Origin of the sequence: Campylobacter concisus (genome assembly GCF_003048605.1) — a bacterium.
Taxonomy (GTDB): Bacteria; Campylobacterota; Campylobacteria; order Campylobacterales; family Campylobacteraceae; genus Campylobacter_A; species Campylobacter_A concisus_BM.
This window is the reverse complement of sequence record NZ_PIRX01000005.1, coordinates 97,005-120,198: the sequence shown is the minus strand read 5'-3', so window position 1 is coordinate 120,198 and position 23,194 is coordinate 97,005. Positions and strand designations below refer to the sequence as shown.

At 39.9% G+C, this 23,194-nt stretch carries 25 protein-coding genes; 16 read left to right on the top strand and 9 right to left on the bottom strand.

Annotation, left to right across the window (positions count from 1 at the left end; all coding sequences use genetic code 11):
* Window positions 1–6 precede the first annotated feature (6 nt).
* The 10 genes from CVS86_RS05365 to CVS86_RS05320 all read left to right on the top strand — a co-directional run bounded on the left by CVS86_RS05365 (window position 7) and on the right by CVS86_RS05320 (window position 8,757).
* Window positions 7–1,215 carry an LL-diaminopimelate aminotransferase gene (locus CVS86_RS05365; RefSeq protein ID WP_004318025.1) on the top strand — a complete coding sequence of 403 codons (1,209 nt, stop codon included), beginning with the start codon at window positions 7–9 and terminating at the stop codon, window positions 1,213–1,215.
* A complete protein-coding gene (locus CVS86_RS05360; protein ID WP_107791222.1) occupies window positions 1,212–2,474 on the top strand; it encodes a homoserine dehydrogenase in 1,263 nt (420 codons plus the stop codon). The genes CVS86_RS05365 and CVS86_RS05360 overlap by 4 nt, the downstream gene beginning before the upstream one ends.
* A 1-nt stretch (window position 2,475) precedes the next feature.
* Window positions 2,476–2,817: a YraN family protein gene (locus CVS86_RS05355; protein WP_004317970.1), complete on the top strand. Its 342-nt coding sequence runs from the start codon at window positions 2,476–2,478 to the stop codon at window positions 2,815–2,817.
* Between the two features lie 73 nt (window positions 2,818–2,890).
* The gene (trxA, locus tag CVS86_RS05350; protein ID WP_021092602.1) at window positions 2,891–3,205 is read left to right on the top strand and encodes a thioredoxin; all 315 of its coding nucleotides are present in this window, start codon (window positions 2,891–2,893) and stop codon (window positions 3,203–3,205) included.
* Window positions 3,205–3,651, top strand: a complete 447-nt coding sequence (locus tag CVS86_RS05345) for a hypothetical protein (protein ID WP_004318021.1) — start codon at window positions 3,205–3,207, stop codon at window positions 3,649–3,651. The genes trxA and CVS86_RS05345 overlap by 1 nt, the downstream gene beginning before the upstream one ends.
* Window positions 3,652–3,660: 9 nt before the next feature.
* On the top strand, window positions 3,661–4,599 hold the full coding sequence (locus CVS86_RS05340; protein ID WP_009295038.1) for an NAD(P)/FAD-dependent oxidoreductase: 939 nt from the start codon (window positions 3,661–3,663) through the stop codon (window positions 4,597–4,599).
* Window positions 4,600–4,943: 344 nt separating this feature from the next.
* Entirely contained in the window at window positions 4,944–5,714 is a 771-nt protein-coding gene (gene dapB, locus CVS86_RS05335; protein ID WP_107791221.1) for a 4-hydroxy-tetrahydrodipicolinate reductase, read from the top strand.
* A gap of 271 nt (window positions 5,715–5,985) precedes the next feature.
* Window positions 5,986–7,323, top strand: coding sequence for an amidophosphoribosyltransferase (gene purF / locus CVS86_RS05330; RefSeq protein WP_107791220.1), 1,338 nt, complete (start codon window positions 5,986–5,988; stop codon window positions 7,321–7,323).
* Entirely contained in the window at window positions 7,320–7,982 is a 663-nt protein-coding gene (locus CVS86_RS05325; RefSeq protein ID WP_103645856.1) for a hypothetical protein, read from the top strand. Before purF ends, CVS86_RS05325 begins: the two co-directional genes overlap by 4 nt.
* 115 nt (window positions 7,983–8,097) lie before the next feature.
* Entirely contained in the window at window positions 8,098–8,757 is a 660-nt protein-coding gene (locus CVS86_RS05320; protein ID WP_103645857.1) for a hypothetical protein, read from the top strand.
* 190 nt (window positions 8,758–8,947) lie between these two features.
* Here the strand turns inward: CVS86_RS05320 and CVS86_RS05315 are convergent, their stop codons facing one another.
* Complete coding sequence (locus CVS86_RS05315) at window positions 8,948–10,105, bottom strand: double-cubane-cluster-containing anaerobic reductase (RefSeq protein WP_107791219.1); 1,158 nt, start codon at window positions 10,103–10,105, stop codon at window positions 8,948–8,950.
* Complete coding sequence (locus CVS86_RS05310; protein WP_107791218.1) at window positions 10,092–10,868, bottom strand: acyl-CoA dehydratase activase; 777 nt, start codon at window positions 10,866–10,868, stop codon at window positions 10,092–10,094. The genes CVS86_RS05315 and CVS86_RS05310 overlap by 14 nt, the downstream gene beginning before the upstream one ends.
* A gap of 152 nt (window positions 10,869–11,020) precedes the next feature.
* Here CVS86_RS05310 and CVS86_RS05305 point away from each other — a divergent pair, with 152 nt between their 5' ends.
* The 6 genes from CVS86_RS05305 to CVS86_RS05280 are packed head-to-tail and all read left to right on the top strand — an operon-like array spanning window position 11,021 to window position 15,450.
* A complete protein-coding gene (locus CVS86_RS05305) occupies window positions 11,021–12,373 on the top strand; it encodes an MATE family efflux transporter (protein WP_107791217.1) in 1,353 nt (450 codons plus the stop codon).
* 44 nt (window positions 12,374–12,417) lie between these two features.
* Window positions 12,418–13,086: a CsgG/HfaB family protein gene (locus CVS86_RS05300; RefSeq protein ID WP_107791216.1), complete on the top strand. Its 669-nt coding sequence runs from the start codon at window positions 12,418–12,420 to the stop codon at window positions 13,084–13,086.
* A complete protein-coding gene (locus CVS86_RS05295) occupies window positions 13,071–13,475 on the top strand; it encodes a DUF4810 domain-containing protein (RefSeq protein ID WP_012001043.1) in 405 nt (134 codons plus the stop codon). The genes CVS86_RS05300 and CVS86_RS05295 overlap by 16 nt, the downstream gene beginning before the upstream one ends.
* Window positions 13,465–14,142, top strand: coding sequence for a DUF799 domain-containing protein (locus CVS86_RS05290; RefSeq protein WP_107791215.1), 678 nt, complete (start codon window positions 13,465–13,467; stop codon window positions 14,140–14,142). Before CVS86_RS05295 ends, CVS86_RS05290 begins: the two co-directional genes overlap by 11 nt.
* 5 nt (window positions 14,143–14,147) lie before the next feature.
* Window positions 14,148–15,050 carry a DMT family transporter gene (locus tag CVS86_RS05285; protein ID WP_107791214.1) on the top strand — a complete coding sequence of 301 codons (903 nt, stop codon included), beginning with the start codon at window positions 14,148–14,150 and terminating at the stop codon, window positions 15,048–15,050.
* Window positions 15,028–15,450 (top strand): Sua5 YciO YrdC YwlC family protein, encoded by a 423-nt coding sequence (locus CVS86_RS05280; RefSeq protein ID WP_107791213.1) that lies wholly within the window; start codon window positions 15,028–15,030, stop codon window positions 15,448–15,450. The genes CVS86_RS05285 and CVS86_RS05280 overlap by 23 nt, the downstream gene beginning before the upstream one ends.
* An 894-nt stretch (window positions 15,451–16,344) precedes the next feature.
* On the opposite strand, the gene typA is transcribed toward CVS86_RS05280, so the two are convergent.
* The 7 genes from typA to CVS86_RS05245 all read right to left on the bottom strand — a co-directional run bounded on the left by typA (window position 16,345) and on the right by CVS86_RS05245 (window position 23,162).
* The gene (gene typA / locus CVS86_RS05275) at window positions 16,345–18,147 is read right to left on the bottom strand and encodes a translational GTPase TypA (protein ID WP_004317297.1); all 1,803 of its coding nucleotides are present in this window, start codon (window positions 18,145–18,147) and stop codon (window positions 16,345–16,347) included.
* A 93-nt stretch (window positions 18,148–18,240) separates the two neighbouring features.
* Complete coding sequence (locus tag CVS86_RS05270) at window positions 18,241–18,927, bottom strand: class I SAM-dependent methyltransferase (RefSeq protein ID WP_087581963.1); 687 nt, start codon at window positions 18,925–18,927, stop codon at window positions 18,241–18,243.
* Window positions 18,917–19,369, bottom strand: coding sequence for a hypothetical protein (locus CVS86_RS05265; protein ID WP_087581962.1), 453 nt, complete (start codon window positions 19,367–19,369; stop codon window positions 18,917–18,919). The genes CVS86_RS05270 and CVS86_RS05265 overlap by 11 nt, the downstream gene beginning before the upstream one ends.
* The gene (locus tag CVS86_RS05260; protein WP_107791212.1) at window positions 19,366–20,154 is read right to left on the bottom strand and encodes an AAC(3) family N-acetyltransferase; all 789 of its coding nucleotides are present in this window, start codon (window positions 20,152–20,154) and stop codon (window positions 19,366–19,368) included. Before CVS86_RS05260 ends, CVS86_RS05265 begins: the two co-directional genes overlap by 4 nt.
* Window positions 20,147–20,377 (bottom strand): phosphopantetheine-binding protein, encoded by a 231-nt coding sequence (locus CVS86_RS05255; RefSeq protein WP_107791211.1) that lies wholly within the window; start codon window positions 20,375–20,377, stop codon window positions 20,147–20,149. Before CVS86_RS05255 ends, CVS86_RS05260 begins: the two co-directional genes overlap by 8 nt.
* Window positions 20,374–21,870, bottom strand: a complete 1,497-nt coding sequence (locus tag CVS86_RS05250; protein ID WP_107791210.1) for an amino acid adenylation domain-containing protein — start codon at window positions 21,868–21,870, stop codon at window positions 20,374–20,376. Before CVS86_RS05250 ends, CVS86_RS05255 begins: the two co-directional genes overlap by 4 nt.
* Window positions 21,867–23,162: a DUF4910 domain-containing protein gene (locus CVS86_RS05245; protein ID WP_320205274.1), complete on the bottom strand. Its 1,296-nt coding sequence runs from the start codon at window positions 23,160–23,162 to the stop codon at window positions 21,867–21,869. Before CVS86_RS05245 ends, CVS86_RS05250 begins: the two co-directional genes overlap by 4 nt.
* Window positions 23,163–23,194 lie beyond the last annotated feature (32 nt).

Sequence of the window (23,194 nt, the reverse complement as noted above, 5' to 3'; positions counted from 1 at the left end):
CAAACAGTGTTTGATGAGATAAGATTTAATACAATTGAGCGTTTGCCAAACTACGTTTTTGCCGAAGTAAATGCTATAAAAATGGCAGCACGCAGAGCTGGCGAGGACATCATCGACTTTTCTATGGGCAACCCAGAGGGCAGAACGCCGCAGCACATCGTCGATAAACTATGCGAAAGCGCGCAAAAAGACAAGACCCACGGCTACTCAGCCAGTGCTGGAATTTATAAGCTCCGCCTTGCCATTTGCAACTGGTATAAGCGCAAATACGGCGTAAATTTAGACCCAGAAACTGAAGCAGTCGCCACAATGGGCAGCAAAGAGGGCTTTGTGCATCTTGCTCAAGCCGTGATAAACCCAGGCGATGTGGCTATCGTGCCTGATCCTGCATATCCGATACACACACAGGCCTTTTTATTTGCTGGCGGAAGTGTCGCAAAGATGCCGCTTCACTACAACGATAAATTTGAGCTAGATGAGAATAAATTTTTTGAAAATTTGATCCAGACGATACATGCAAGCTCGCCAAAACCAAAATATGTGGTTGTAAATTTCCCTCACAATCCAACAACTGTGACCGTACAAAAGAGCTTTTACGAGCGCCTTGTAAGCATCGCAAAGCAAGAGAGATTTTACATCATCTCAGATATCGCCTACGCTGATCTTACATTTGATGGCTACAAAACTCCAAGCATCTTTGAAGTAGAAGGCGCAAAAGATGTCGCAGTCGAGTGCTACACCCTTTCAAAAAGCTACAACATGGCTGGCTGGAGAGTTGGCTTTATGTGCGGAAACAAAAGGCTTTGCGCTGCACTTAAAAAGATAAAATCATGGGTTGATTACGGCATGTTTACGCCGATACAAGTCTCAGCCACGGTCGCGCTTGACGGCGATCAAAGCTGCGTTGAAGAGATACGCCAAATTTATGAAAAAAGAAGAGATGTGATGATAGAGGCCTTTGCTCAGGCTGGCTGGGAGCTTAAAAAGCCAAATGCCAGCATGTTTATCTGGGCAAAACTTCCACCAAAGGTTAGCCACTTGGGTAGTCTTGAATTTTCAAAGCAGCTTCTTACAAAAGCCTCTGTCGCCGTTAGTCCGGGCATTGGTTTTGGCGAGGGCGGAAACGACTATGTGCGCCTAGCTCTTATCGAAAACGAAAATAGAATAAGGCAAGCAGCAAGAAATATAAAAAAATATTTGAAAGAATTTGAATGAATGTAGCGATATTAGGCGTTGGAACCGTTGGCGAGTCGGTTGCAAAAATTTTACTAAAAAACAAAAAGCTAATCGCAGCAAGATGTGGCGAAGAGATAGTGCCGGTCATCGGTGTGGTTAGAAATTTAAATAAAAAAAGAGACGCTGGCATCCCTTTGACCGATGATATAAATAGCGTCATAAACCGCGATGATATCGACGTTTTTGTCGAGCTTATGGGCGGTGTTGAAGAGCCTTTTAGAGTGGTGAGCGAAATTTTAAAGCGCAAAAAAGCGGTCGTCACTGCAAACAAAGCGCTTCTTGCCTATCATAGATACGCTTTACAAAATTTAGCCAAAAACATGCCATTTGGCTTTGAAGCAAGCGTAGCTGGTGGCATACCGATCATTAGAGCCTTAAGAGAGGGGCTTAGCGCCAACCACATCTTAAGTATAAATGGCATACTAAATGGCACAAGCAACTACATCCTAACCTCGATGATGAATGAAGGCTCAAATTTCAAAGACGCACTTAAAAAGGCACAAGAGCTTGGATACGCTGAGGCCGATCCTACCTTTGACGTGGGCGGCTTTGACACAGCTCACAAGCTTCTCATCCTTGCTAGCATCGCTTATGGCGTGCACGGCGATCCAGAGGATATTTTGATCGAGGGGATACAAGGCATCACGCCAGAGGATATATTTTTCGCAAAAGATTTTGAATACTCAATAAAACTTCTAGCCATCGCCAAAAAAAGCGAGGGTAAGGTCGAACTACGCGTGCATCCAGCGCTTGTGCCACAAAATAAAATGATAGCAAAGGCAAGCGGCGTAACAAATGCGATAAGCGTCGTTGGCGAGGTCGTTGGCGAGACTATGTACTATGGGCCTGGAGCTGGCGGCGACGCGACAGCAAGCGCGGTAATTAGCGATCTCATCGACATTGCAAGAGATAGCAAGTCGCCGATGCTTGGATACAAAGCGCCATTTGAGCTAAACACCTTAGAGCTTCTTGATCGCGACAGGATAAAGACGAAGTATTACTTTAGACTAAAAGTCGAAGACAAAATGGGCGTGCTAGCAAAGATAACAAATTTAATGAGCGAAAACAACCTTTCAATCGACAGCTTGCTACAAAAGCCAAAAGATGAGAGCGAGTATGCCGTGCTATTTTTCACGACGCACACGAGCTTAGAGGCTGATGCGAAGCGAACGATGGAGCTTTTAAAAGAGCAAGAGTATATAAAAGAAGAGCCATTTATGATGAGGATCGAGGAGTAGCTTGGGGCTAAAAGAATACCTCTTTGGTAAGAGCTCCGAAGATAGGGCTTGCGAGTTTTTGCGTAAGCTTGGTTTTGTCATTTTAGAGAGAAATTTTCACTCTAAATTTGGCGAGATCGACATCATCGCACTAAGTAGCGATAAAATTTTGCATTTTATTGAAGTAAAAGCAACTAGCGGAGGGTACGAAGCGGAGTATAGGCTAAACAAGGCAAAATATATGAAAATTTTAAAAACAATAAATTTTTATATGATGAAAAATGAGCCAAACAGAGACTATCAGCTTGATCTGCTGGTTGTAAAAAATGAAAATTTTGAGCTGATAGAAAATATTAGTTTATAATAAAATTTATTATTTATCTAAAATTTAAATTTGATTTTGTATAATTGCCACATCTTGAAAATAAGGAGAACAAATGGGAAAATACATCGAACTCACAAAAGAAAATTTTGATGTAACAAAAGAAGGCGTTGCTCTAGTAGATTTCTGGGCTCCATGGTGCGGACCTTGCCGTATGCTAGCTCCAGTGATCGAAGAGCTTGCTGAAGACTTCGAGGGCAAAGCGAAAATTTGCAAGGTAAACACTGATGAAGTGCAAGATCTTGCGGTTGAGTTTGGCATCAGATCGATCCCAACATTGCTATTTTTCAAAAATGGCGAGTTAGTTGAGCAAATGGTCGGTGCGCAGTCAAAACAAGCCCTAACTGACAAACTAAATTCGCTTCTTTAATGAGCGAAAAAAGAAGAGGAAGTCTGCTTCCTCTTACCTATATATTTGGTTCATTTTTTGGTGCAGCTATGATAGCGGCTGCATTTGCGTATAGCAACTATCGTTTTTCACAATATAAATTTGTTGATTTTGCGAAGCTAGTTTTTTACGAAAAAAGCGAAATTTTCACTCCAAAAGAGCCAAAATACACGCTTTTAATCTTCAGTTCAAATCAATCAAAATTAGACGAAATTTTACCAACCAAAAATGAAACAGTTGTGGCAATCGATATCTTTCAAAAAAGATATGAGTCAAACTCAACACTAAAATACATAAGCTCAGATATAAATACAGTCCTAGAGCTTATGCGAAATTTAAGCATCACGAAGCTTCCTAGCAGTGTTGAGATAGTTCATCAAAGGGGCGAAATTTACAAACAAAATTCGTCCATAAATGTTTTAGAATAAAGGAAATTTATGCTTGATTTAGCGATCATCGGAGGCGGTCCAGCAGGACTAAGCGCCGGACTTTACGCCACTAGAGGCGGACTAAAAAATGTTGTAATGTTTGAAAAAGGTGAGCCTGGCGGTCAGATCACCTCTAGCTCAGAGATAGAAAACTACCCAGGTCAAAAAGCCCCTGGCGAGAGTGGCTTTGACTTTATGAGCACTTGGTGGAAGCAGTGTAGTGCATTTGGACTAGTTCATAAGTGGGCAAACGTCGTTGGCGTTAGAAAAAATAGTGATGGAAGCTTTGAAATTTTGCTTGAAGGCGGTAAGAGCGAGCAGGCAAAGGCTGTCATCGTAGCTACTGGCTCAACCCCAAGACGCGCTGGCTTTAAAGGTGAGGACGAGTTCTTTGGCAAAGGCGTTAGCACGTGCGCAACATGCGATGGCTTCTTTTACAAAAACAAAGAGGTAGCCGTTCTTGGCGGTGGCGACACAGCTGTTGAAGAGGCACTTTATCTAGCAAATATCTGCTCAAAAGTTTATCTTGTGCATAGACGTGACGAGTTTAGAGCAGCGCCAACAACCGTTGAAAAAGCTAGAAAAAATGAGAAGATCGAGTTTATAACAAGTGCGACTGTAAAAGAGGCGCTTGGCGATAAGATGGGTCTAACAAAGATCGTGCTTGATACCAAAAATGGCGAGCGCGTGCTTGATGTGCCGGGCATTTTCACCTTTGTCGGACTAAATGTAAATAACGAAATTTTAAAAGATGAAAACGGCAAATTTATCTGCGAAATGGCTGATGGCGGACAGGTTAAGACAAACCTTAAGATGCAAACTAGCCTAAAAGGGCTCTTTGTAGCAGGCGACATCAGAGAGGACGCTCCAAAGCAAGTCATCGTGGCTGCAGGCGATGGCGCTGTGGCTGCACTTAGCGCTATGAGCTACATAGAAAGCTTACATTAATACTCAAATTTAGCCAAATTTTTGGCTAAATTTCTCTTTCAAAAATAGACCTTTTAGCAAAAAATTTACATTTTAAAAATGCTTGGTTTTTAGGCTTATCAGAATATTTTTCAAAAATTGCATTAATAAAACAACTCTAGGGCAGAACGTAACCCCTTTTGCATAAAATAGGCAAAAAGTGCGCTCTAATATAATTAATACCCATTTTTCTGATCGCAGTAATTGCCACAATGATAATTTTTAATTAAATTTTTGCCTAAAGTAGCTCTTTTTCAAAAGCCATTTCGTAATCTCTCTATAATAAATTTTATGTTAAATTTCAACCAAAAATCAAAGGATAAATTTTGGTAAAAATAGGACTTTACGGCGCTAGCGGCAAGATGGCTCAAAGCATCATCTCTTGTTTAAAAGATGAAAAAGACGCCACTTTAAGCGTTGCTTTTAGCCAAAAAAATGAAGTTGAAAATTTAAGCAGTGAGCTTTTGACAAACGACTTTGCTAAATTTTTTGAAGCGTGCGACGTTATCATCGATTTTAGCCAAAAAGAGGCGACCGTAGCACTACTAAACTACGCTAGAACCAACCCAAAACCACTAATCATCGGCACAACCGGACTAAACGACGATGAGAAAAACTTGCTTCACCTAGCATCAGGCACTATGCCAATACTCTACGCAACAAACATGAGTCTAGGCGTAGCAGTGTTAAATAGAATTGCAAGGATAGCCTCGAAAGTTTTACGAGAATTTGATATAGAGATCGTCGAGCAGCACCACAGACACAAAAAGGACGCTCCAAGCGGCACTGCGATGACTTTAGCTGGCTGCGTGGCGGAGGCAAGGGATCTAAATTTAAAAGATGTTTTAGTAACTGGCAGAGCCGGCATGGTGGGCGCAAGAAGTAAAGACGAGATCGCAGTTATGGCGCTTCGTGGCGGCGACGTGGTCGGTCGTCACACGGTTGGCTTTTATAATGACGGCGAATTTATCGAGCTTAACCACACGGCAACTAGCAGAGCGACCTTTTCAAAAGGTGCCATTAAAGCTGCCATCTGGCTAAAAGATCAAAACAGCGGTCTTTACTCAATAGATGATAGTTTGGGGCTTGATGATTAAATTTAAGCTTGATGATATAAAGAGATATGAGCTAGAATTTGGCGATAAATTCTACCTGCCAGAGCGCAAAAGCGTCAAAATTTAAGAGCTGGCGAGTTGATTTGAGATGATGAAATTTAGTTTTAGTGCATGTGGATTGTTATAATATGGTGCAAATAACGGCAAATGTGCCAGAATTTTGGATAACAAGCCACTTACAAAAAGTGCTTGGCGTTGGCTATGAAATTTAACTGCAAAGATAAAATTTAAAAAGATGAAAAGAGGATAAAAGATGTGTGCGATAGTTGGTATCATAAATTCTAAAGATGCGGCAAAAACGGCGTATTATGCGTTATTTTCTATGCAACACCGCGGTCAAGAGGCAAGTGGCATCAGCGTCTGTAACGACGGCGAAATTTCCACTCACAAGGGCAACGGCCTAGTCACCGAGGTCTTTAGCGAAGAGATATTAAGCTCACTAAAAGGCGACATGGCGATCGGCCACAACCGCTACGCAACAGCTGGCAAAAACTCAGGCCGTGACGCCCAGCCAATAGCCGCCAACTACGCCCTAGGTCAAATCTCGATCGTTCACAACGGAAATTTGGTCAATAAAGACGAGGTTAGAGACGAGCTTATCAAAGATGGCGCGATATTTCAGACAAATATGGACACCGAAAACATCATCCACCTCATCGCAAGAAACCACGACGAACACCTACAAGATCGCATCATTGCAGCACTTGATAAGATAAAAGGCGCTTACTGCTTGCTCGTGCAATCACGCCACAAGACCTTTGCCATAAGAGACCGCTGGGGTGTTAGGCCGCTAAGCCTTGGCAGGCTAAAAGATGGCGGATATATCGTAGCTAGCGAGACTTGCGCATTTGACCTTGTGGGAGCGACATTTATGAGAGATGTTAGACCTGGCGAGATGATAGTTTTTGAGCATGGCAAGAGCGAGTTTCAAAGCTTGCAAATCTTCGAGCCAGATCCTAGAATTTGCGCCTTTGAGTATATCTACTTTGCGCGCCCAGATAGCGTGATAGAGGGCAAAAGCGTCTATGAAGTGAGAAAAAAGATGGGCGAGGTGCTAGCAAAAAAGAGCAAGGTAAAGGCTGACTTTGTAGTGCCAGTGCCAGATAGCGGCGTGCCAGCAGCGCTTGGATACGCAAATGAGAGCAAAATTCCATTTGAGCTAGCCATCACCAGAAATCACTATGTGGGCAGGACCTTTATCGAGCCAAGCCAAGAGATGAGAAATTTAAAGGTCAAACTAAAACTAAACCCAATGTCAAGCGTGCTAGCTGACAAAAGCATCGTGGTGATCGATGATAGCATCGTTCGTGGCACCACTTCTAAAAAGGTGGTCGATCTCTTAAGACACGCAGGGGCGAAAGAAATTCACTTCAGAGTTGCGTGCCCTGAGCTCAAGTATCCTGAGCGATATGGCATCGACACACCAAGCTTTGAAGAGCTAATAAGCGCCAAAAAAAGCGTCGAAGAGGTCAGAGAGTACATAGGAGCCGATAGCTTGGAGTTTTTGAGTATCGATGAGCTTAAAGAGAGTATCGGCAACGAGAGAAAATACTCGCTTGTAAGCTTTGATGGTGATTACTTTATAAAATGAGAAATTTAGTAGTTTTGCTGCTAGCAATACTCTTTTTTGCTGGCTGCTCGCAAAAGGCACCTAGCAAAAAGGATGAAATTTCCATCATGGTGAGCTACTTTGAGCTAAATGGCAAAAAGCAGCAGCTACTCATAAAAAGCATGCCAAATTTATCTGATAAAAATGCCAGTGTGCCATTTTTTGGCATGATAAATTTTCTTGATCAAAATAAAACTACAAGTGCTTATTCTCTAGTAAATGGCGTTATAAACGTCATAGAAGCTGATAATGTCTCTATAAATTTAAACAAAACTAGTGACGTTTTGGCTCTTAAAAAATCTAGCGAGATAAGGTTTTACGAGATAAGGCCTGATGTGGTTGAGAGTGTTAAATTTAGATCACCAAACGGCGTTTGCGCTGAGTTTTTGGCTCAAAATCCAGTTTTTGTAAATGCGGCCACCAACTACTACTTAAGAGATGATAGCTTTTTTGCAAGTTTAATTGATGCAAAATTTGTCTATAAAAAGGGCGCAAAGATCCTAAAAAAGGAGTTTGCTTATAGCATCTTAGAGCCCAAAATCCTAGAAGAAGCCAAAGAATTTACACAAAAATCAAACCAGCTTTTCTTAAACGATATGCAAAAGCTTGGCAGACTGCTTGACATACTCTGCACATTTTAGTAGGCACTTACACACTAAATTTAAACTTTTTCACAAGCCTGCACCCTTTTAAAATTTATTTTAAGTACGGGGGGGGGTAGAATGCCTTTTTAAACCATAAAGGAGATCCATCAAGATGAAAAAGCAAATTTTAGCTTCAGTCTTAGCTAGCGTGTTGGCCACAAGTAGCGTATATGCTTGGGGCTTTGGGAGTAGCAAAGAAAAACCAAATTATGATTATAGTGGGGATAAACAGTTTATAGAAACTAACACGAAAAAAATAGACACAGATAGGGCAAAATATTGGTGTTTAGATCAAGGTAATGATCTAGGCTGCCTAGCACTAGAAAAACGAGAGGCTTTAGCCAATAAAGACCTTAAAAAAGTAGTGAATTTTTATGAAAAAACTATTCCAGAATACTGCTATGAGAAAAAATTTGCTCCAGCGTGCAATATACCAGCTCTTGATTTGATTTTATACAAAATAATCTATTTTGCACATAAAAGCGATGATCAAGCTAAAACCGATGCCATAGATTCTGATTATGCAAAAGCTCTTTCTGAGTCAAAAGCGGACGTAAAAATGCTTGAATACGGCTGCAATGAGCTAAAAAGCGCATATATATGTAGAGATCTACGCGACATGTATAAAAACCTGGGCGATAGAGATAAAATAAGAGAATATAACGAGAAAATAAAAAACGGTGATAAAAAATGGAATTCAGTCATTTATGATTATCATCATAGTCGATTTGCCTATGGAAGAGCTTCTGGATGGTGGTTTTTGGACGATTGATTATTTAAATATGCAGGAAAAACTCCTGCATATTTTTTAAAAATATCTATTTTTAAGTTGTAATTTCACTTTAGCTGACTTGTAAATTTCTCCATTTTCAAGTCAGCCACTTTAAATTTCAAGCTAAATTTAGCCCCCTGCTCTTTTAAATTTATCGCTCACCTCAAAAAATCTAGACGCCAAATTTATCCTAAAGCATCTCTATAAACGCCTCGAGCCTTGTCTTGATCTGCCCAGCATCGCTCGTCGAAAAGTCCGTCTCAAGCGCCATATAAGGCGTATCAACATCGTTGCACGCCCTTTTTATATTAGCAGTTTCTACGTTGTAGGTGTGACAGGCTTGCAGCACAACGTCGATCACGCCGTCCGCCTTATACTCTTTTATCATCTCTTGTAGCACATTTTCTCTATCTTTATTTGGCGACATGATAGAGCAAGGTATAGCCATGTAGCGCTTTGCTATGGCGCTAATTGGATCGTCATTTTCATCGATTAGGTTGCTAAAATTTTTAGTTCCAGTGCAGTTTTCGTAAGCTACCACGACGCCGCCCGCCTCTTCTATGGCTGGCACGATCTTATCATAGACCCCGCCGCTTGGACAGCCTGTGATGATGATGCGTTTGGCGTCCTTATGCACGGGTGAAATTTTATCTCTCACGCACTCTTTTAGCTTCTCAATGATGATCTCAAGGTCGCTTATCTGCTCCTCTTTGTCAAATATAAAACCATTTCCATATAACAGTGCGTGTAGCTCTTTGCCGTTCATCGGTGGTGGCGTTAGTTTCATGAAATTTTGAATTTCCCCCATTAGCTCGCGCTCTTTGTTAAATAGCCTGATAGAGTTTCTAAGCTCCTCATCGCTTACGCTCACGCCAAATTTAGCCTCCAGCCGCTCCTTTAGCTCCCTAACCTCATCTTGCCAAAGCTCCAGGCTCTTTTGGCTCTTGAAATGCGGCAAATGCATGACGTGCACATCTTTAAATTCGCCCATAAGCTCATACATCTTCTTCTTGCCGTCGCATGTCGTCTCGCCGATAACAATATCAGAGTTTCGCACAAATGGACACTTATTCGCTTTTGCAAAGCCGTAGCTTGCCTTTATGAGCGGACAGAGGTTTTTAGGCAGGTACTTTTCGCCCTCGACCACGGCGTTATCGCCAGTCGCGCAGACGCTCACGCTGTAAGCGTTTGCCGCGTGGATGAGCTCTCTTGGCGTGTAGGTGCAAAAGATAGCAGCGATCTTTTGGCCGCTATTTTTAACTGCTTCGACGTTTTGGGCTAAATTTTTCTTAGCACCATCATAGGTAGCAAAAATTTCGCTCAAATTCATACTCTCATTTATCGCCATATTCTCTCCTTAAATTTCTTATCCCTGCAAGGCCAGCGCCGATCGCACCGCAGTAGATCGCATCTTTGTGCGTGGTGACGCTAGCTTGCAAACACGCTTCTAAATTTTCTCTCACATACTCGCTCTTACTAAAGCCACCGCTTAGAAAATAGCTCGTATTTGCCTGTTTTTTAACCAAATTTGAAATTTTATTTATAGCTGAGATGATCACCGCTTTTGCGATATTTTCTCGTGAGACGTTTTGAGCGATAAGGCTTATGATCTCAGACTCCGCAAAGACCGTGCACATCGAGCTTATGGCGATATCTTTGTCGCTATTTTTAGCAAGGCTTGTAAGCTCATCAAACCTAACTCCAAGGCGGTTTGACATAATTTCAAGAAATTTACCAGTGCCGGCTGAGCATTTATCATTCATCGTAAAGTCCGTCACTGCGCCATTTTCAAGCTTGATAGCCTTCGTATCTTGGCCGCCCACGTCTATAACGGTGCAGTCGCTTTTGCAAAAGTAGTGCGCCCCAAGCGCGTGACAGGTGATCTCTGTAAGGGTTTTATCAGCGTATGGCACCGAGACTCTGCCGTAGCCTGTCGCTACAAAATAAAGCTCACCAAGACCTAAAGCTAAAACTCGCTCTTTTATAAGCATGGCCGTATCTGCGCTACTCCAGCCAGTTGGGAGTAAAAATAGCTCTTTTATCTCGCCGCTAGCTTCCATGACTGCTACTTTTGCAGAAGTTGAGCCTATATCGATTCCGATTGAGTGCATTTTGTATCCAAAAAAGGTCTTTCTAAAACTTAGAACTGGCGTGATTTTACTCCCTTTAAGACAAATTTGTCAATAAATAAGACCCAAAAATTTATAGCCTTTTCACCTTTTAAAATTTATAATTTACCCACACTTTACAAAGGGGATGAAATTTGAAAAATTTGACAAACGAACAGAGATTTTTCTCAAATGCCGACCTTACAAGGCTATTTTTCCCTATCGCCGTAGAGCAGTTTTTAGAGTATAGCTTAGGGCTTGCAAACTCGCTAATGGCAGCAAGTGTTAGCGAAAGTGCGGTGAGTGCGGTAAGCCTTGTGGAGTTTGTCATGGCGCTATTTATTAGCATATTTACCGCCATAGCCACTGGTGGCTCGGTGGTCGCTAGCCAGTATCTAGGTAGCAAACAAAGTGGCAACGCTAGAAATACCGCCGATCAGCTAATTTGGTTTAGCCTAATTTTCGCCATCTTTATAGCCATTGCCATCATCCTTTTAAAAGACCTCATCTTAGATAAAGTCTTTGGCGATATCGGCGAGCAAGTGAGGAGCGATGCTAGCCACTATCTCGTTTTCTCCGCCATTTCAGCGCCCTTTCTAGCCGTCTATGCAGCAGCTGCGGCGATCTTTCGCACGATGTCAAACGCAAAGCTACCTATGTATATCATGGCGGCTGCAAATTTACTAAATGTGCTACTAACTGCCATTAGCATCTACACATTTCACACAGGGGTGCTTGGTATCGCCATTAGCACGCTCATAGCAAGAGCTATCGCTTGCTTTGTCATCGTCTATCTGCTACTTGATATCAAGCTAAAACTTCACATAAGAAAGAGCCTTATCTATAAATTTGACTACGAAATCATCAAGAAAATTTTAAATATCGGCGTGCCTTATGGCTTTGAAAACTCTATGTTTTACGTGGGTCGCATCATCGTTTTGAGCCTTGTTTCGCTCTTTGGTACGGCAAGCATCGCTGCAAATGCCGTGGGCGGGACGATCGTGATGTTTCAGGTGCTCCCTGGCATGGCGATAGGCACAGGTCTAAGCGTCGTAGTGGCTAGATGTATCGGCGCAAATGACTTTAATCAGGCTAAATTTTACGTGAGAAAATCGATGCTAAGCATCTACATCGTGCAGCTTTTTAGCACGGCTGCCGTGTTACTGCTTCTTGAACCGCTACTTCGCGTTTATAATCTCTCAAGCGAGGCCATAAATTTAACAAGGCAGATCGTCTGGTATCACGGCATCGCGATGTGCCTTATCTGGCCGCTTGCCTACACCTATCCGACCGTTTTTCGAGCTGCTGGGGACGCAAAATACCCGATGATAGTAAATTTAGCCTGCATGTTTGCCTGCAGGATCGTGCTAGCTTATATCTTTGCGCTCACCTTTAATCTTGGCATGATAGGCACTTGGTTTGCGATGTTTGCCGACTGGGCGGTAAAGGCGGTACTCTTTGTGCGCAGATACGCAAATGGCACGTGGATGAAATTTCGAGCCATTTAAAAAAAAGTAGTAATATACACACGATTTTGTCACAAAGGATAAAGATGAAAAATGTTTTAAAATTTAGTGCAGCTCTAGTGATCGCAGCGCTTTTTACAGGGTGCGCAAGTGAGAGCTCAAGAGTGGTAGAAACTCCAAAAGTAGCAAGCTACGGCTCAGTTTATAACGGCAAAAAAGTCTCAGTTTCTATTGGTCGCTTTAATAACCAATCAGCCTATCAAAATGGCGCCTTTAGCGACGGCGAAGATAGACTTGGTAACCAAGCTCAAAGCATCCTAATCACAAATTTACAGCAAAGCGGTAGATTTTCGGTGCTTGAGAGATCAAATATGTCAGTCCTCAAACAAGAGAGCGAGCTAAGCAAAGAGGCTCAAAATTTAAAAGGCTCAAGATACGTCATAACTGGCGATGTGACTGAGTTTGGACGCAAGACAACAGGCGATCACCAGCTATTTGGCATACTTGGCAAAGGTAAGCAACAAACTGCCTACTCAAAGGTAAATTTAAACGTTGTCGATACCAAAACGGCTGAGGTTGTATATTCAGTTAGTGGCGCCGGCGAATACACCCTTTCAAACAGAGAGATCATCGGCTTTGGCGGCACCGCAGGATACGACTCTACGCTAAATGGCAAGGTGCTAAGCCTAGCGATAGTTGAAGCGGTAAATAACCTAGTAAATGGCATAGAAAGCGGAGCATGGCAAGTAAAATAAAGCTTGCCAGCCTTGGCGCTCTTGCGCTCGTGCTAGCAGGGTGCAGCAACGCAAGTGGCCCAAGGTCGCTTTACTACTGGGACGGCACATATAGCAGCTCGCTATATAGCTATCTAAGCGAAGATGGCGACGCAACTGAGCAAATTTCACGCTTAGAAAATTTAGTGCAAAACTCAACCCAAAGGGGCTACAAGGTTGCGCCAGGGCTTTATGCACACCTTGGACTTTTATACTTAAATAATGGAAATTTAGGCGCTGCAAATGCAAATTTTGACAAAGAGGTGCAAAATTTCCCAGAGTCAAAAGAATTTATAAATTTCATCAAAGGCTCTAAAAATTTAACCCCAAAAAAGCAGAGCAAAAAAGAGGGAGCGAAAGATGAAAAATAGCCTGAAATTTATAGCTGTGACGCTTCTTGCGATATTTTTTGCGGGTTGTTCTTTCAAAGAGCCTGAGCCATACGACTACTCAGCCTTTTTGCAAAAAAAGCCACGCTCCATCCTAGTGCTCATGCCAACAAACGATAGCACCGAAGTAAGCGGCTCAGCAGCGGTTTTGGCTAACTCAGTAGCCCCACTTAGCGAGGCTGGATACTATGTATTTCCAGTAGCTCTTGTAAATGATACATTTAAGCAAAATGGCATAACCGAGCCAAGCGAGATCGCAGCCGTGCCTCTGAACAAGCTTGATAAAATTTTTCACGCCGATAGCGTGCTTTACATAAACATAAAAGACTACGGTACAAGCTACGTCGTGGTCTCAAGCTCGACAAAGGTAGTGCTTGAAGCAAAGCTAGTCGATATAAAAAGTGGCACGACACTCTGGCAGGGCGAGGCAGCAGCCGCAGAGGATAGCGGTAATGGGCAAAACAGCCTGCTTGGCATGCTAGTCTCAGCCGTCATCACACAGGTGGCAAACACCATCTCAGATAGATCATACGACCTAGCAGTAAGGGCTGATGCCTACCTCTTTTCTAGAAACTGCCGCGACTGCATACTTTATGGGCCATATTCGCCTCACTACGGCAAAGACGCCCAGCTACATAAAGATAGATAAATTTAATGTCCAGCCATCAACTTGGAGTGCTACTTACGCTAATTGGTGGCGTTCTTTGGGGATTTAGCGGAGTTTGCGGGCAGTATCTCTTCTCGCAGGACATTAGCGCTGATTTTCTAGTACCTTATAGGCTCTTGCTAGCTGGCTCATTTATCGTGATCTACTACGCTTTTAAGGCTAAAAAAGCCGTTTTTGCGCCACTTACTGACATAAAACTGCTAGCAGAGCTTCTTATATACGCCATACTTGGGCTAATGATGACGCAGTATGCCTACTTTTACTCTATCGAGCTCTCAAACGCCGCAGTTGCAACGGTCATTCAATACACCGCTCCAGTCTTCATCCTAGCCATCATCTGCCTAAAAGAGAGGCGAGCGCCAAGACCGCTTGAAATTTTGGCTCTATTTTGCGCGATGCTTGGCGTCTTTTTTCTTGCTACGCACGCGCAAATTTCAGCCCTTGTCATCTCACCAGAAGCGCTATTTTGGTGCTTAGTAAGTGCTGTTTGCGTCTGCGTTTATAACCTAGCTCCCGCAAGGCTAAACGCCAAATACTCAGTCACGCTCACGCTTGGCTGGGGCATGGTGATAGGTGGCGTGGTGCTTTGCCTTTATATGAGAGTGTGGGAGTTTGCGGGGCTTAGTGGCACGGCGCAGTGGCTAGCATTTTTCGCCATTATCACGCTTGGCACGATATTTGCATTTAGCTTTTATATGACTGGAGTTAAGCTAATAGGTGCCTCAAAGGCTAGCATGATAGCCTGCATAGAGCCACTAAGTGCGGCCTTTTTTGGCTACCTTTGGCGTGGGACGAAATTCGTCTTTTGGGACTTTTTAGGCTTTGCTCTCATCATATCTTGCATATTTTTACTTTCAAAGAAGAGAGATGATATACCTAGCACAAACTGACACGACAGCTGGCTTTTTAAGCAAGGACTACAAGGAGATAAACCACGCCAAAATGCGAAACGAGGGCAAACCTTGCCTCATCACGACGGCTAAATTTAGCATTTTAAACGAGCTTGCAAGAGTGCCAAAAAAATATAAAAATTTCATCCGTCGTTCGAGAAAAACGACATTTTTATATCCAAATTTAAAGGCGATCAGGGTCGTAAAAGAGTGCGAACACGAGAAATTCCTAAGCAAATTTGACTGGCTTTACTCAAGTAGCGCAAACAAAAATGGCATGAAATTTGATGAAATTTGGGCTAGAAGCGTGGCTGATGAAGTTGTTGATGAGCACTTTTTTGAAGATACGCCATCAAAAATTTATAAAATTTCAAAGAACAGACTAAAAAAGATCCGTTAGTTAAATTTACGCCCTGCACTTTTCTTAAATTTAGGTGGTTTTTGTTGTGGTTTGAGGTGATAAATTTGCTAAATTTCACAGCTTGCAAAAGCGGTTTTAAAAGCTAGTTTTTTAGACAAGCTCTAAAATTTAATCTACTAATTAGATAAATTTACAAATATCCAAACTAAATTTAACCTGTCTCGTATTATAAGCCTCGCTCCAGACTACATTTTGAAATTTAAAGTCTGCCAGATGCTTTAGCCAAGCACTGGCTGATATAAATTTGCGCCAATATCTAAAATTGCCCACTAAGACCAAATTTAAGTCATTCAGGCTCTGCAACTCGCATAAATTTACAAATTTAGAGCAAGAAAGGACTAAATTTCATTAAATTTAGCTCATTTGTGCGGATAAAGTAGCTATTTGTCACAACGCCACTACAACCACGCAAGTAAAATCAGTCAAGCCACAAATTTAAAATTTTAGCCACTATCAAAATTTGGATGCAGAGATAGCCAAGTGAGTAAATTTGTCAGCTCTCAAAACCAAAATTTAGCCATTTTGCAAATTCAAAAAACAATTTCAATCACCACAGCTAGTTGCTTTTTCACGGGCGAAAATAGTCTTTGTAAAACGCAAACTACTCTATAAATTTCTCGTGACGGCATCAGATCATATAAATTTGCTTCTCGAGCGTAAATTTACAAATTTTAAGCGCCAGAACCCAAAAAAACAAAAAGTAGCCTTTACAAATTTACAGCAGCCAAACCCTAAATTTGACTAAATTTAGCCAGCATCATTTGGCACAAACAGATAAATTTACAAATTAGATTATTAAATTTGGTTTTGGGATTAAATTGACTTGCTAGCCCCTTTGGCTGGCACCAAAGGGATTTTACTAGCAAATTTAGATTATAGTTTTGCTTTTCTTTTGCGCTCTGTTGGGTCTAGATAGCGCTTACGAACGCGGATATTTATAGGCGTAACCTCGACTAGCTCGTCATCTTCTATCCACTCTAGCGCACGCTCAAGGCTTAGCTTTCTAGGTGGCACAAGTTTGATCGCATCGTCGCTACCGCTTGCACGCACGTTTGTTAGGTTTTTGCCCTTGATAGGATTTACATCAAGGTCGTTTGGACGGCTGTGCTCGCCGATGATCATACCCACATAGACTTTTGCCTGCGGATCAAGAAATAGCACGCCACGATCTTGCAAGTTAAATAGCGAATAAGCAAGCGTTACGCCGTTTTCCATAGAAACCAAAGCGCCGTTTGTTCTGTGCTCGACGGTGCCGCTTAGTGGTCTAAACTCCAAAAAGCTATGGTTCATAACGCCCTCGCCTTTTGTATCAGTCAAAAACTGGCTTCTAAAGCCGATAAGGCCGCGCGCTGGGATCTCAAACTCGATCCTTGTTTGACCATCGCCTGTTGGGTTCATAGAGACCATTTCAGCTTTTCTTTTGCCTAGTTTTTCTATGACAGTGCCTGTCGTATCATCAGGTGCGTCGATCACTAAAAGCTCGTATGGCTCGCATTTTACGCCGTTTATCTCTTTTACGATGACCTCTGGTCTGCCAAGCAAAAACTCATAGCCCTCGCGGCGCATATTTTCAGCCAAAATGGTGATCTGAAGCTCGCCACGGCCGCTTACTTTAAATTTGCCCTCGCCGATGTTTTCATACTTCATCGCGATATTTGTCTTCATCTCATTTGCAAGGCGCTCATCGATCTTGTTTGATGTGACGTGTTTGCCCTCAGTGCCTGCTAGTGGTCCGTCATTTACAGAAAATACAACGCTAAGTGTTGGCTCTTCGATATGGAGCGGATCAAGCGGATGTGGGTTGTTTGGATCAACGACGCTATCGCCAACGTCAAGCGCGTCAAAGCCAGCGATCGCTACGATGTCGCCAGTGCCAGCCTCGTTTATATCGATCCTATCAAGCCCCATAAAGCCGATGAGTTTTGAAATTCTACCAGTTGTCTTTGTGCCATCAGCTTTTGCAAGCATGACGTTTTGGTTTTTAGCTATCTTGCCGTTAAAAATCCTCGCGATACCGATCTTGCCGACGTAGTTATCATAATCAAGCGTGAAAACTTGAAGCTGAAGTGGGTTCTCGTCACTACCGCTTGGAGCTGGCACGTGAGCTAGGATAGTCTCGAAAAGTGGCTGCATATCTTTGTTTTCATCGCTTAGTTTTAGCTTTGCGTAGCCATTTTTTGCAGCTGCATAAACGACTGGAAACTCTAACTGCTCGTCATTTGCATCAAGCGCGACAAAAAGATCAAAAATTTCATTTATAACGCGGTCTGGATCGCCTGCGGGTTTGTCTATCTTATTTACGACGACGATTGGGCGAAGTCCAAGTGAGAGCGCCTTTTTGACGACAAATTTAGTTTGTGGCATAACGCCCTCTTGCGCATCAACAAGTAGTAAAACGCCATCAACCATCTTAAGAACACGCTCTACCTCGCCACCAAAGTCGGCGTGGCCTGGGGTGTCGATGATGTTGATCTTTGTATCTTTGTAGCGAATGGCGGTGTTTTTAGAAAGGATCGTGATGCCACGCTCTCTTTCGATGTCGTTGCTATCCATTACACGCTCGCCAAGGTTTTGATGCTCGTTAAATGTTCCTGACTGCTTCAAAAGCTCATCAACCATTGTTGTCTTACCGTGGTCGACGTGCGCGATAACGGCTATATTTCGTATCTTTTCCAAATGTTTTCCTTGAATTTATTTAAGGGTATGGATTATAATTAAAAAGAGTTTATTGTTTTATAAAAGAAAAATTTTAGAATAAATAAAACACTCTCACTTCCAAACACCAATCAAGTAATAACTTATCTGATAAGATTCATTATCGTAACTTCTCTTTATATAGTTTATCTCTATTTTGTCAAAGATACCAAACAATCTTTTGACTACTTCTTCATCATAATAATAATTTTGAATACCGTTTTCTAAAAATCCTATCCTTCCCTCGATCTGGTTTGCTACAGCTATGTATTTACTTTTTTTTATGGCTTGTTTGTATCTATCATCTTCTAAATTTCTTACTTGAAAAAACGCAGAACCTCCCTTTTTTAAAACCCTATAAACTTCGCTTAAAGCTTTTTTTGATTCTGCTTCATCTTTTGCATAAAAAAGAACTCCGAAATTGATCAAACCATCAAAAAAATTATCTTCATAAGGCAAATCTAACATATTACCCTCTCTGACATCTGCTTTTAAACCAGCACTATTTAAAAGCTCTTTAGTATGCAAAACTCCTTGCGGTGAGTAATCGCAGCCAAAAGCGTCAAAACCAAATTGTGCTAGAAATTTAACATGCCTACCCATTCCGCATCCAAGATCAAGCACTCTTCCACCAGGTTTAAAATTTTTAAAAGCAAAATCGGTTACATAGCTTACTGGATACACTGGTGCTATATCTTGAGAATAGTTTCCATTCCAATATTCTTGTGCCAAATCTCTCCCATTAATAGTCTTATTTGTCATTTTTAATCCTTTTTGCACTTACTATATAAATATCATTAAGCTGTTTCATATTTTGAGTTGTAAAAGTTATAGTTTCAATATTTAAAATTTCAAAATCCCTTAATAAATCCCTAATATCTTCCTTAGAAAAAGACTTTAATCTATCCGCCCTAAAGTCATCTGATTTAATGAAACAAAATACACAAATAGCTCCATCTTTTAAACTTTTTTTTGCGCTATCTAAAAGATTATTAACGCTTATGTCACAAAGACCAAGATAACTAAAAGCGCCATCTACTAATTTGCTATTAAAACTATTTTCACTCATTTTAATAACTTCGTATCCACTCTCTTTTAAAAAATTTATATATGTCTCATTATCTTCTAAAACTAATATCTTATCACCGCGCTTAAGATTTCTAAAAACAAAAGCTACAATATTATCATCAGCATACTGTTTCATATACGTTCTCCTTCTTCTTTTAAAAGTATATTTTCATCCATTTTTACTGTTTTTACAAAAATTTCAAAATACTGTCTTAAGTCAATAAGAGCCATATCACCACCTGCAAATTTTGCATAGTTGTAATTTTTAATTTTTTTAAGCATATCTATTTGTTTTTGCTTATCTAAAATACTATTCCTATCAAGATGGCGAACATAATATTTTATGGCCTTTTCTCTTTCAACACCTTTTCTATCAATTATCTTTCCACTAAACTCTTTAAAAAATCTATAGCTAACTCCTGCCATCTCTTCGGCGTATAGATAAAATGTCCAACCTTTACTTGCATCTCCAAAAGCTAAAAATTTACCATCTTTCTCGCGCAATACATCATACACACTACCTTTTCCAAAGCAACTATCGCAATCTTTTAAATAAATTTCTGGATTTTTTGAGCGAATAGCAAAAGAAAATATAGGATCATCTGTCCTAATTACGCCACTCTTATGCCTAAAATATTCACCAAGTGCACCGACTGTGCTTTTTGAGTTGAGATTATCATAAACCAAATTCTTACAAAAGCTATATGTAAAGGTTGGCATTATAAGATCACCATCGCTACCTAGAATTTCATAAAATGTAGATATTATTTCATCTAAAAAAGTATTTTTATCTCCAATAATTTTACCTAGCTTAAAAAGTTCGCTTGAGACTACAAGCTTATCGCCTTTTTTTAGCCCCAAATTAATAAGTATATTTTTAAGATCTTCTTTGGTGTAGGTTTTATCATTAAATTCAATCATTTTTTGCCTTTATTCTATTAATAAGGCTATTGATAGCGCTAATGCTTTCAAAATCGCTGGAATTTATATCACTAGCATTTATTTCTCCAAATTTTTTTGATATAAGCTCAACCAACTCCATCACATCAAGGCTATCTATAATTCCACCTGTCAATAAGTTTTGTTCATTTTCACTAATATCGCCTTTTGAAATTTCAGTTAGTAATTTTTTTGCCTCGTTCATCTCATCTCCTTTGCAAGATCTTTTAACGCGTTTCGGTCAATCTTTGTATTAACATTTAATTTAAATTTATCAATTTTAACAAAATATTTCGGAATCATGTATCTTGGCAGTTTTTGCTTTAGAATACTTGCTATATCGATTTCACTATCGCTTTCATAAAAAGCAAAAATTTTGTTATCCCAAAAAACACAAGCTGTCCGTTTTACACCCTCGATAGCACCTATAATGCTTTCTATTTCACCAAGCTCTATTCTATGTCCTGCTAGTTTTATTTGATTATCAGCTCTACCAACACAGACTAACTCGCCTCGATCATTGTAATAAGCAACATCCCCTGTTTTATAAACATAGTCTCTAAATTTATTGTTTATTGGATTTTGCATAAAAACACTTTTACTAAGCTCGACATCATTATAATAGCCCTGAGACACACACCTGCCACGAACATAAACGATGCCTCTTTTTCCAACATCATTCTTATTAATAATATTTAAATTCTCATCTAGTAAAAAAATTTCAATATTCTCACAAGCTCTTCCTGCCGGCAAAATCTCATCATCTTTAAGATCTTCATGACAAACATAATAGCTACAAATCCCTGTTACTTCACTAGGTCCATACAAATTTATAAATTTGGCATGTGGATATATTCTCATCCACTCTTTTAGCTGTTTTATAGGCGTTATCTCGCCTGATATAAAGACGCGCCTAAGACAAGGGAGTGGTTTTAGCGCATTTGTATTGGCAAAATATGTGATAATTTGTGGAGTTATTCCTGTTTGTGTGATGTTATTAGCCTCAAAATAATCGATAATCTTGCTAGGAAAAGCATAATCACTATTTTGCAAAATATGCAATGTTGCACCAGTAAAAATACAAGGATAAATATCAAGCACAGACTTATCAAAGTGAAAATAAGCTTGATTTGCAACTATATCACTCTCATTTATTCCCCATTTTTCCACAGCCCAAGTAATATAGTCAATTAAATTTAAATGATTAACTGCAAAACCTTTTGGCTCTCCGGTAGATCCAGATGTAAATAAAATATAGGCAAGATCTGCATCCACAAACTCAATACTTGCATCTTCCAAAAGGGATTTATCAATATTAAAATTTTCAAAATCGTTAGTTAAAATGGTAGGTAAATTTAGATACGAAAAATCAAACTCACTACTTGTAATTAGAAGTTTTGGCTCTATTTTTTTTACAACACTTAAAATTCTGTCCTTTGGACTATCTTCTGCTATAGTGGCATAAAAATTGCCACTTCTTAAAACTCCTAAAAATGCCACAATGCATTCAATACTCTTTTTAAGCAGAATAAAAATAGGTTCTTTTTTAATGTTCTTTCTTAAAATTTCACTCGCAACTTTTTTACAAAGCCTATCAAGTTCAGTATAAGTAATACGACTTTCATTTGAAACAATAGCTACTTTATCTGGAAATTTGGCTGCTGTCTTTGTTAAAAGATCACTAACATGCTTTATCATTTGACTTCCTCAATAAGATCAAATTTAATCAACTGGTCAATTATTTCTTTTAACTTTCTTACTTCAATTCCTAAAATATCAGCTATTTCTAAAGCATCGGTTTCTCCATCACAATATGCTAAAAAATGTCTTATATTGAGCATCTGTTTTGGATATGCGCCTTTATTTATTGTTGATATTAAGCCTCTTGAGCCTAAATTTGGCTCACAAACTGTTTTTAGCTTAAATTTTGCATTTGTTTCAAGGTTTAAAACAATGTTTTTCGCATATTTTAACCCGCCAGTTAATCCCTTTTGTGTAACAAAATTTAAATCATCAAGACTATTGTGATACTCTTTAAATTCTCCAAATTTTGAACGACATATCGCAACCGCACCAAGGTTTAAAGATGGGGTATTAAACTGTCTTTCATCACTTCCTCTATGTAAAAAACTATAAATTTTAGGATTTTTTGTAAGGTGTTTTATAGCATGAAGTGCTGTTTTGTCACTTAAACTATTCTCTTTTTGACTTAAAACAACGCTATATGCCTTTTCATCCCCTAGACAAGACATAACAAAAGCGGCTTTAACATTTTGTTTAAGCTCATTAAAATGCCTACTTATATAAGTTATTGAACCTATTGTTTCTGGAATAATTAAAAACCTATAGTTATAGCGCCTATCTTGCAGTGATTTTACAAACTCTATAAGTTTTGCCATAACAACAGGGCCACTTAATTCATTATTTGCCATTTGTGGATGACAAAGATATGTTGAAAATAATACTTCATCTTTTGTTTGCGTCGTAGCAGGTATAAATAATTCACCATAATAAAGCGATCCATCATCTTTAAAATCAGTATCTATAAAAACCTCATAAACTCCGTCTTTTAGAGTATCTAACTCTTTTTTACTAATACAAAAGCCCCAACGTCTTTCATAATAACTAGTAACATAAGGAATAGCATTTGGCAAATGAGGCAAAGAATAAAGATGTGGTAAAAGCTCATTTAAATGCATTTTTTTATGAATTTTTTCAGAATAATTAACTAAATTAAGTGTATTTTTACTAAATTCGCAGATCTTTTTGCCATCAGGTGTGATTATATAAGCATCTCTCACAACCCACTCGGGAGGTATGGTCCAGTCAAAACACTTGGTGCCACTTTTTACAGAAGTTATATTTAGTTTAAAATTATCTCCATCTTTTTCAACTTCATCTTTTATAAATTGCAAGCTTTTTAAAAATCCTTCTCCAGTGATAGAACGAGGAATTGTAAAAAGTTTTGTAGCCATGTCGTGCATTTTCATTTAAACTCCTTTTTTAAAATGAAATATTACCA

Coding starts and splice junctions, on each gene's coding strand:
- CVS86_RS05260 (WP_107791212.1), bottom strand. CDS start 20,154: ATGATTGAATTTAATGATAAAACCTACACCAAAGAAGATCTTAAAAAT.
- CVS86_RS05285 (WP_107791214.1), top strand. CDS start 14,148: ATGTCCAGCCATCAACTTGGAGTGCTACTTACGCTAATTGGTGGCGTT.
- CVS86_RS05255 (WP_107791211.1), bottom strand. CDS start 20,377: ATGAACGAGGCAAAAAAATTACTAACTGAAATTTCAAAAGGCGATATT.
- CVS86_RS05345 (WP_004318021.1), top strand. CDS start 3,205: ATGAGCGAAAAAAGAAGAGGAAGTCTGCTTCCTCTTACCTATATATTT.
- CVS86_RS05280 (WP_107791213.1), top strand. CDS start 15,028: ATGATATACCTAGCACAAACTGACACGACAGCTGGCTTTTTAAGCAAG.
- CVS86_RS05290 (WP_107791215.1), top strand. CDS start 13,465: ATGAAAAATAGCCTGAAATTTATAGCTGTGACGCTTCTTGCGATATTT.
- CVS86_RS05320 (WP_103645857.1), top strand. CDS start 8,098: ATGAAAAAGCAAATTTTAGCTTCAGTCTTAGCTAGCGTGTTGGCCACA.
- CVS86_RS05265 (WP_087581962.1), bottom strand. CDS start 19,369: ATGAAACAGTATGCTGATGATAATATTGTAGCTTTTGTTTTTAGAAAT.
- CVS86_RS05310 (WP_107791218.1), bottom strand. CDS start 10,868: ATGCACTCAATCGGAATCGATATAGGCTCAACTTCTGCAAAAGTAGCA.
- CVS86_RS05315 (WP_107791219.1), bottom strand. CDS start 10,105: ATGGCGATAAATGAGAGTATGAATTTGAGCGAAATTTTTGCTACCTAT.
- CVS86_RS05245 (WP_320205274.1), bottom strand. CDS start 23,162: ATGAAAATGCACGACATGGCTACAAAACTTTTTACAATTCCTCGTTCT.
- CVS86_RS05250 (WP_107791210.1), bottom strand. CDS start 21,870: ATGATAAAGCATGTTAGTGATCTTTTAACAAAGACAGCAGCCAAATTT.
- CVS86_RS05270 (WP_087581963.1), bottom strand. CDS start 18,927: ATGACAAATAAGACTATTAATGGGAGAGATTTGGCACAAGAATATTGG.
- CVS86_RS05360 (WP_107791222.1), top strand. CDS start 1,212: ATGAATGTAGCGATATTAGGCGTTGGAACCGTTGGCGAGTCGGTTGCA.
- CVS86_RS05340 (WP_009295038.1), top strand. CDS start 3,661: ATGCTTGATTTAGCGATCATCGGAGGCGGTCCAGCAGGACTAAGCGCC.
- CVS86_RS05300 (WP_107791216.1), top strand. CDS start 12,418: ATGAAAAATGTTTTAAAATTTAGTGCAGCTCTAGTGATCGCAGCGCTT.
- trxA (WP_021092602.1), top strand. CDS start 2,891: ATGGGAAAATACATCGAACTCACAAAAGAAAATTTTGATGTAACAAAA.
- CVS86_RS05325 (WP_103645856.1), top strand. CDS start 7,320: ATGAGAAATTTAGTAGTTTTGCTGCTAGCAATACTCTTTTTTGCTGGC.
- CVS86_RS05295 (WP_012001043.1), top strand. CDS start 13,071: ATGGCAAGTAAAATAAAGCTTGCCAGCCTTGGCGCTCTTGCGCTCGTG.
- purF (WP_107791220.1), top strand. CDS start 5,986: ATGTGTGCGATAGTTGGTATCATAAATTCTAAAGATGCGGCAAAAACG.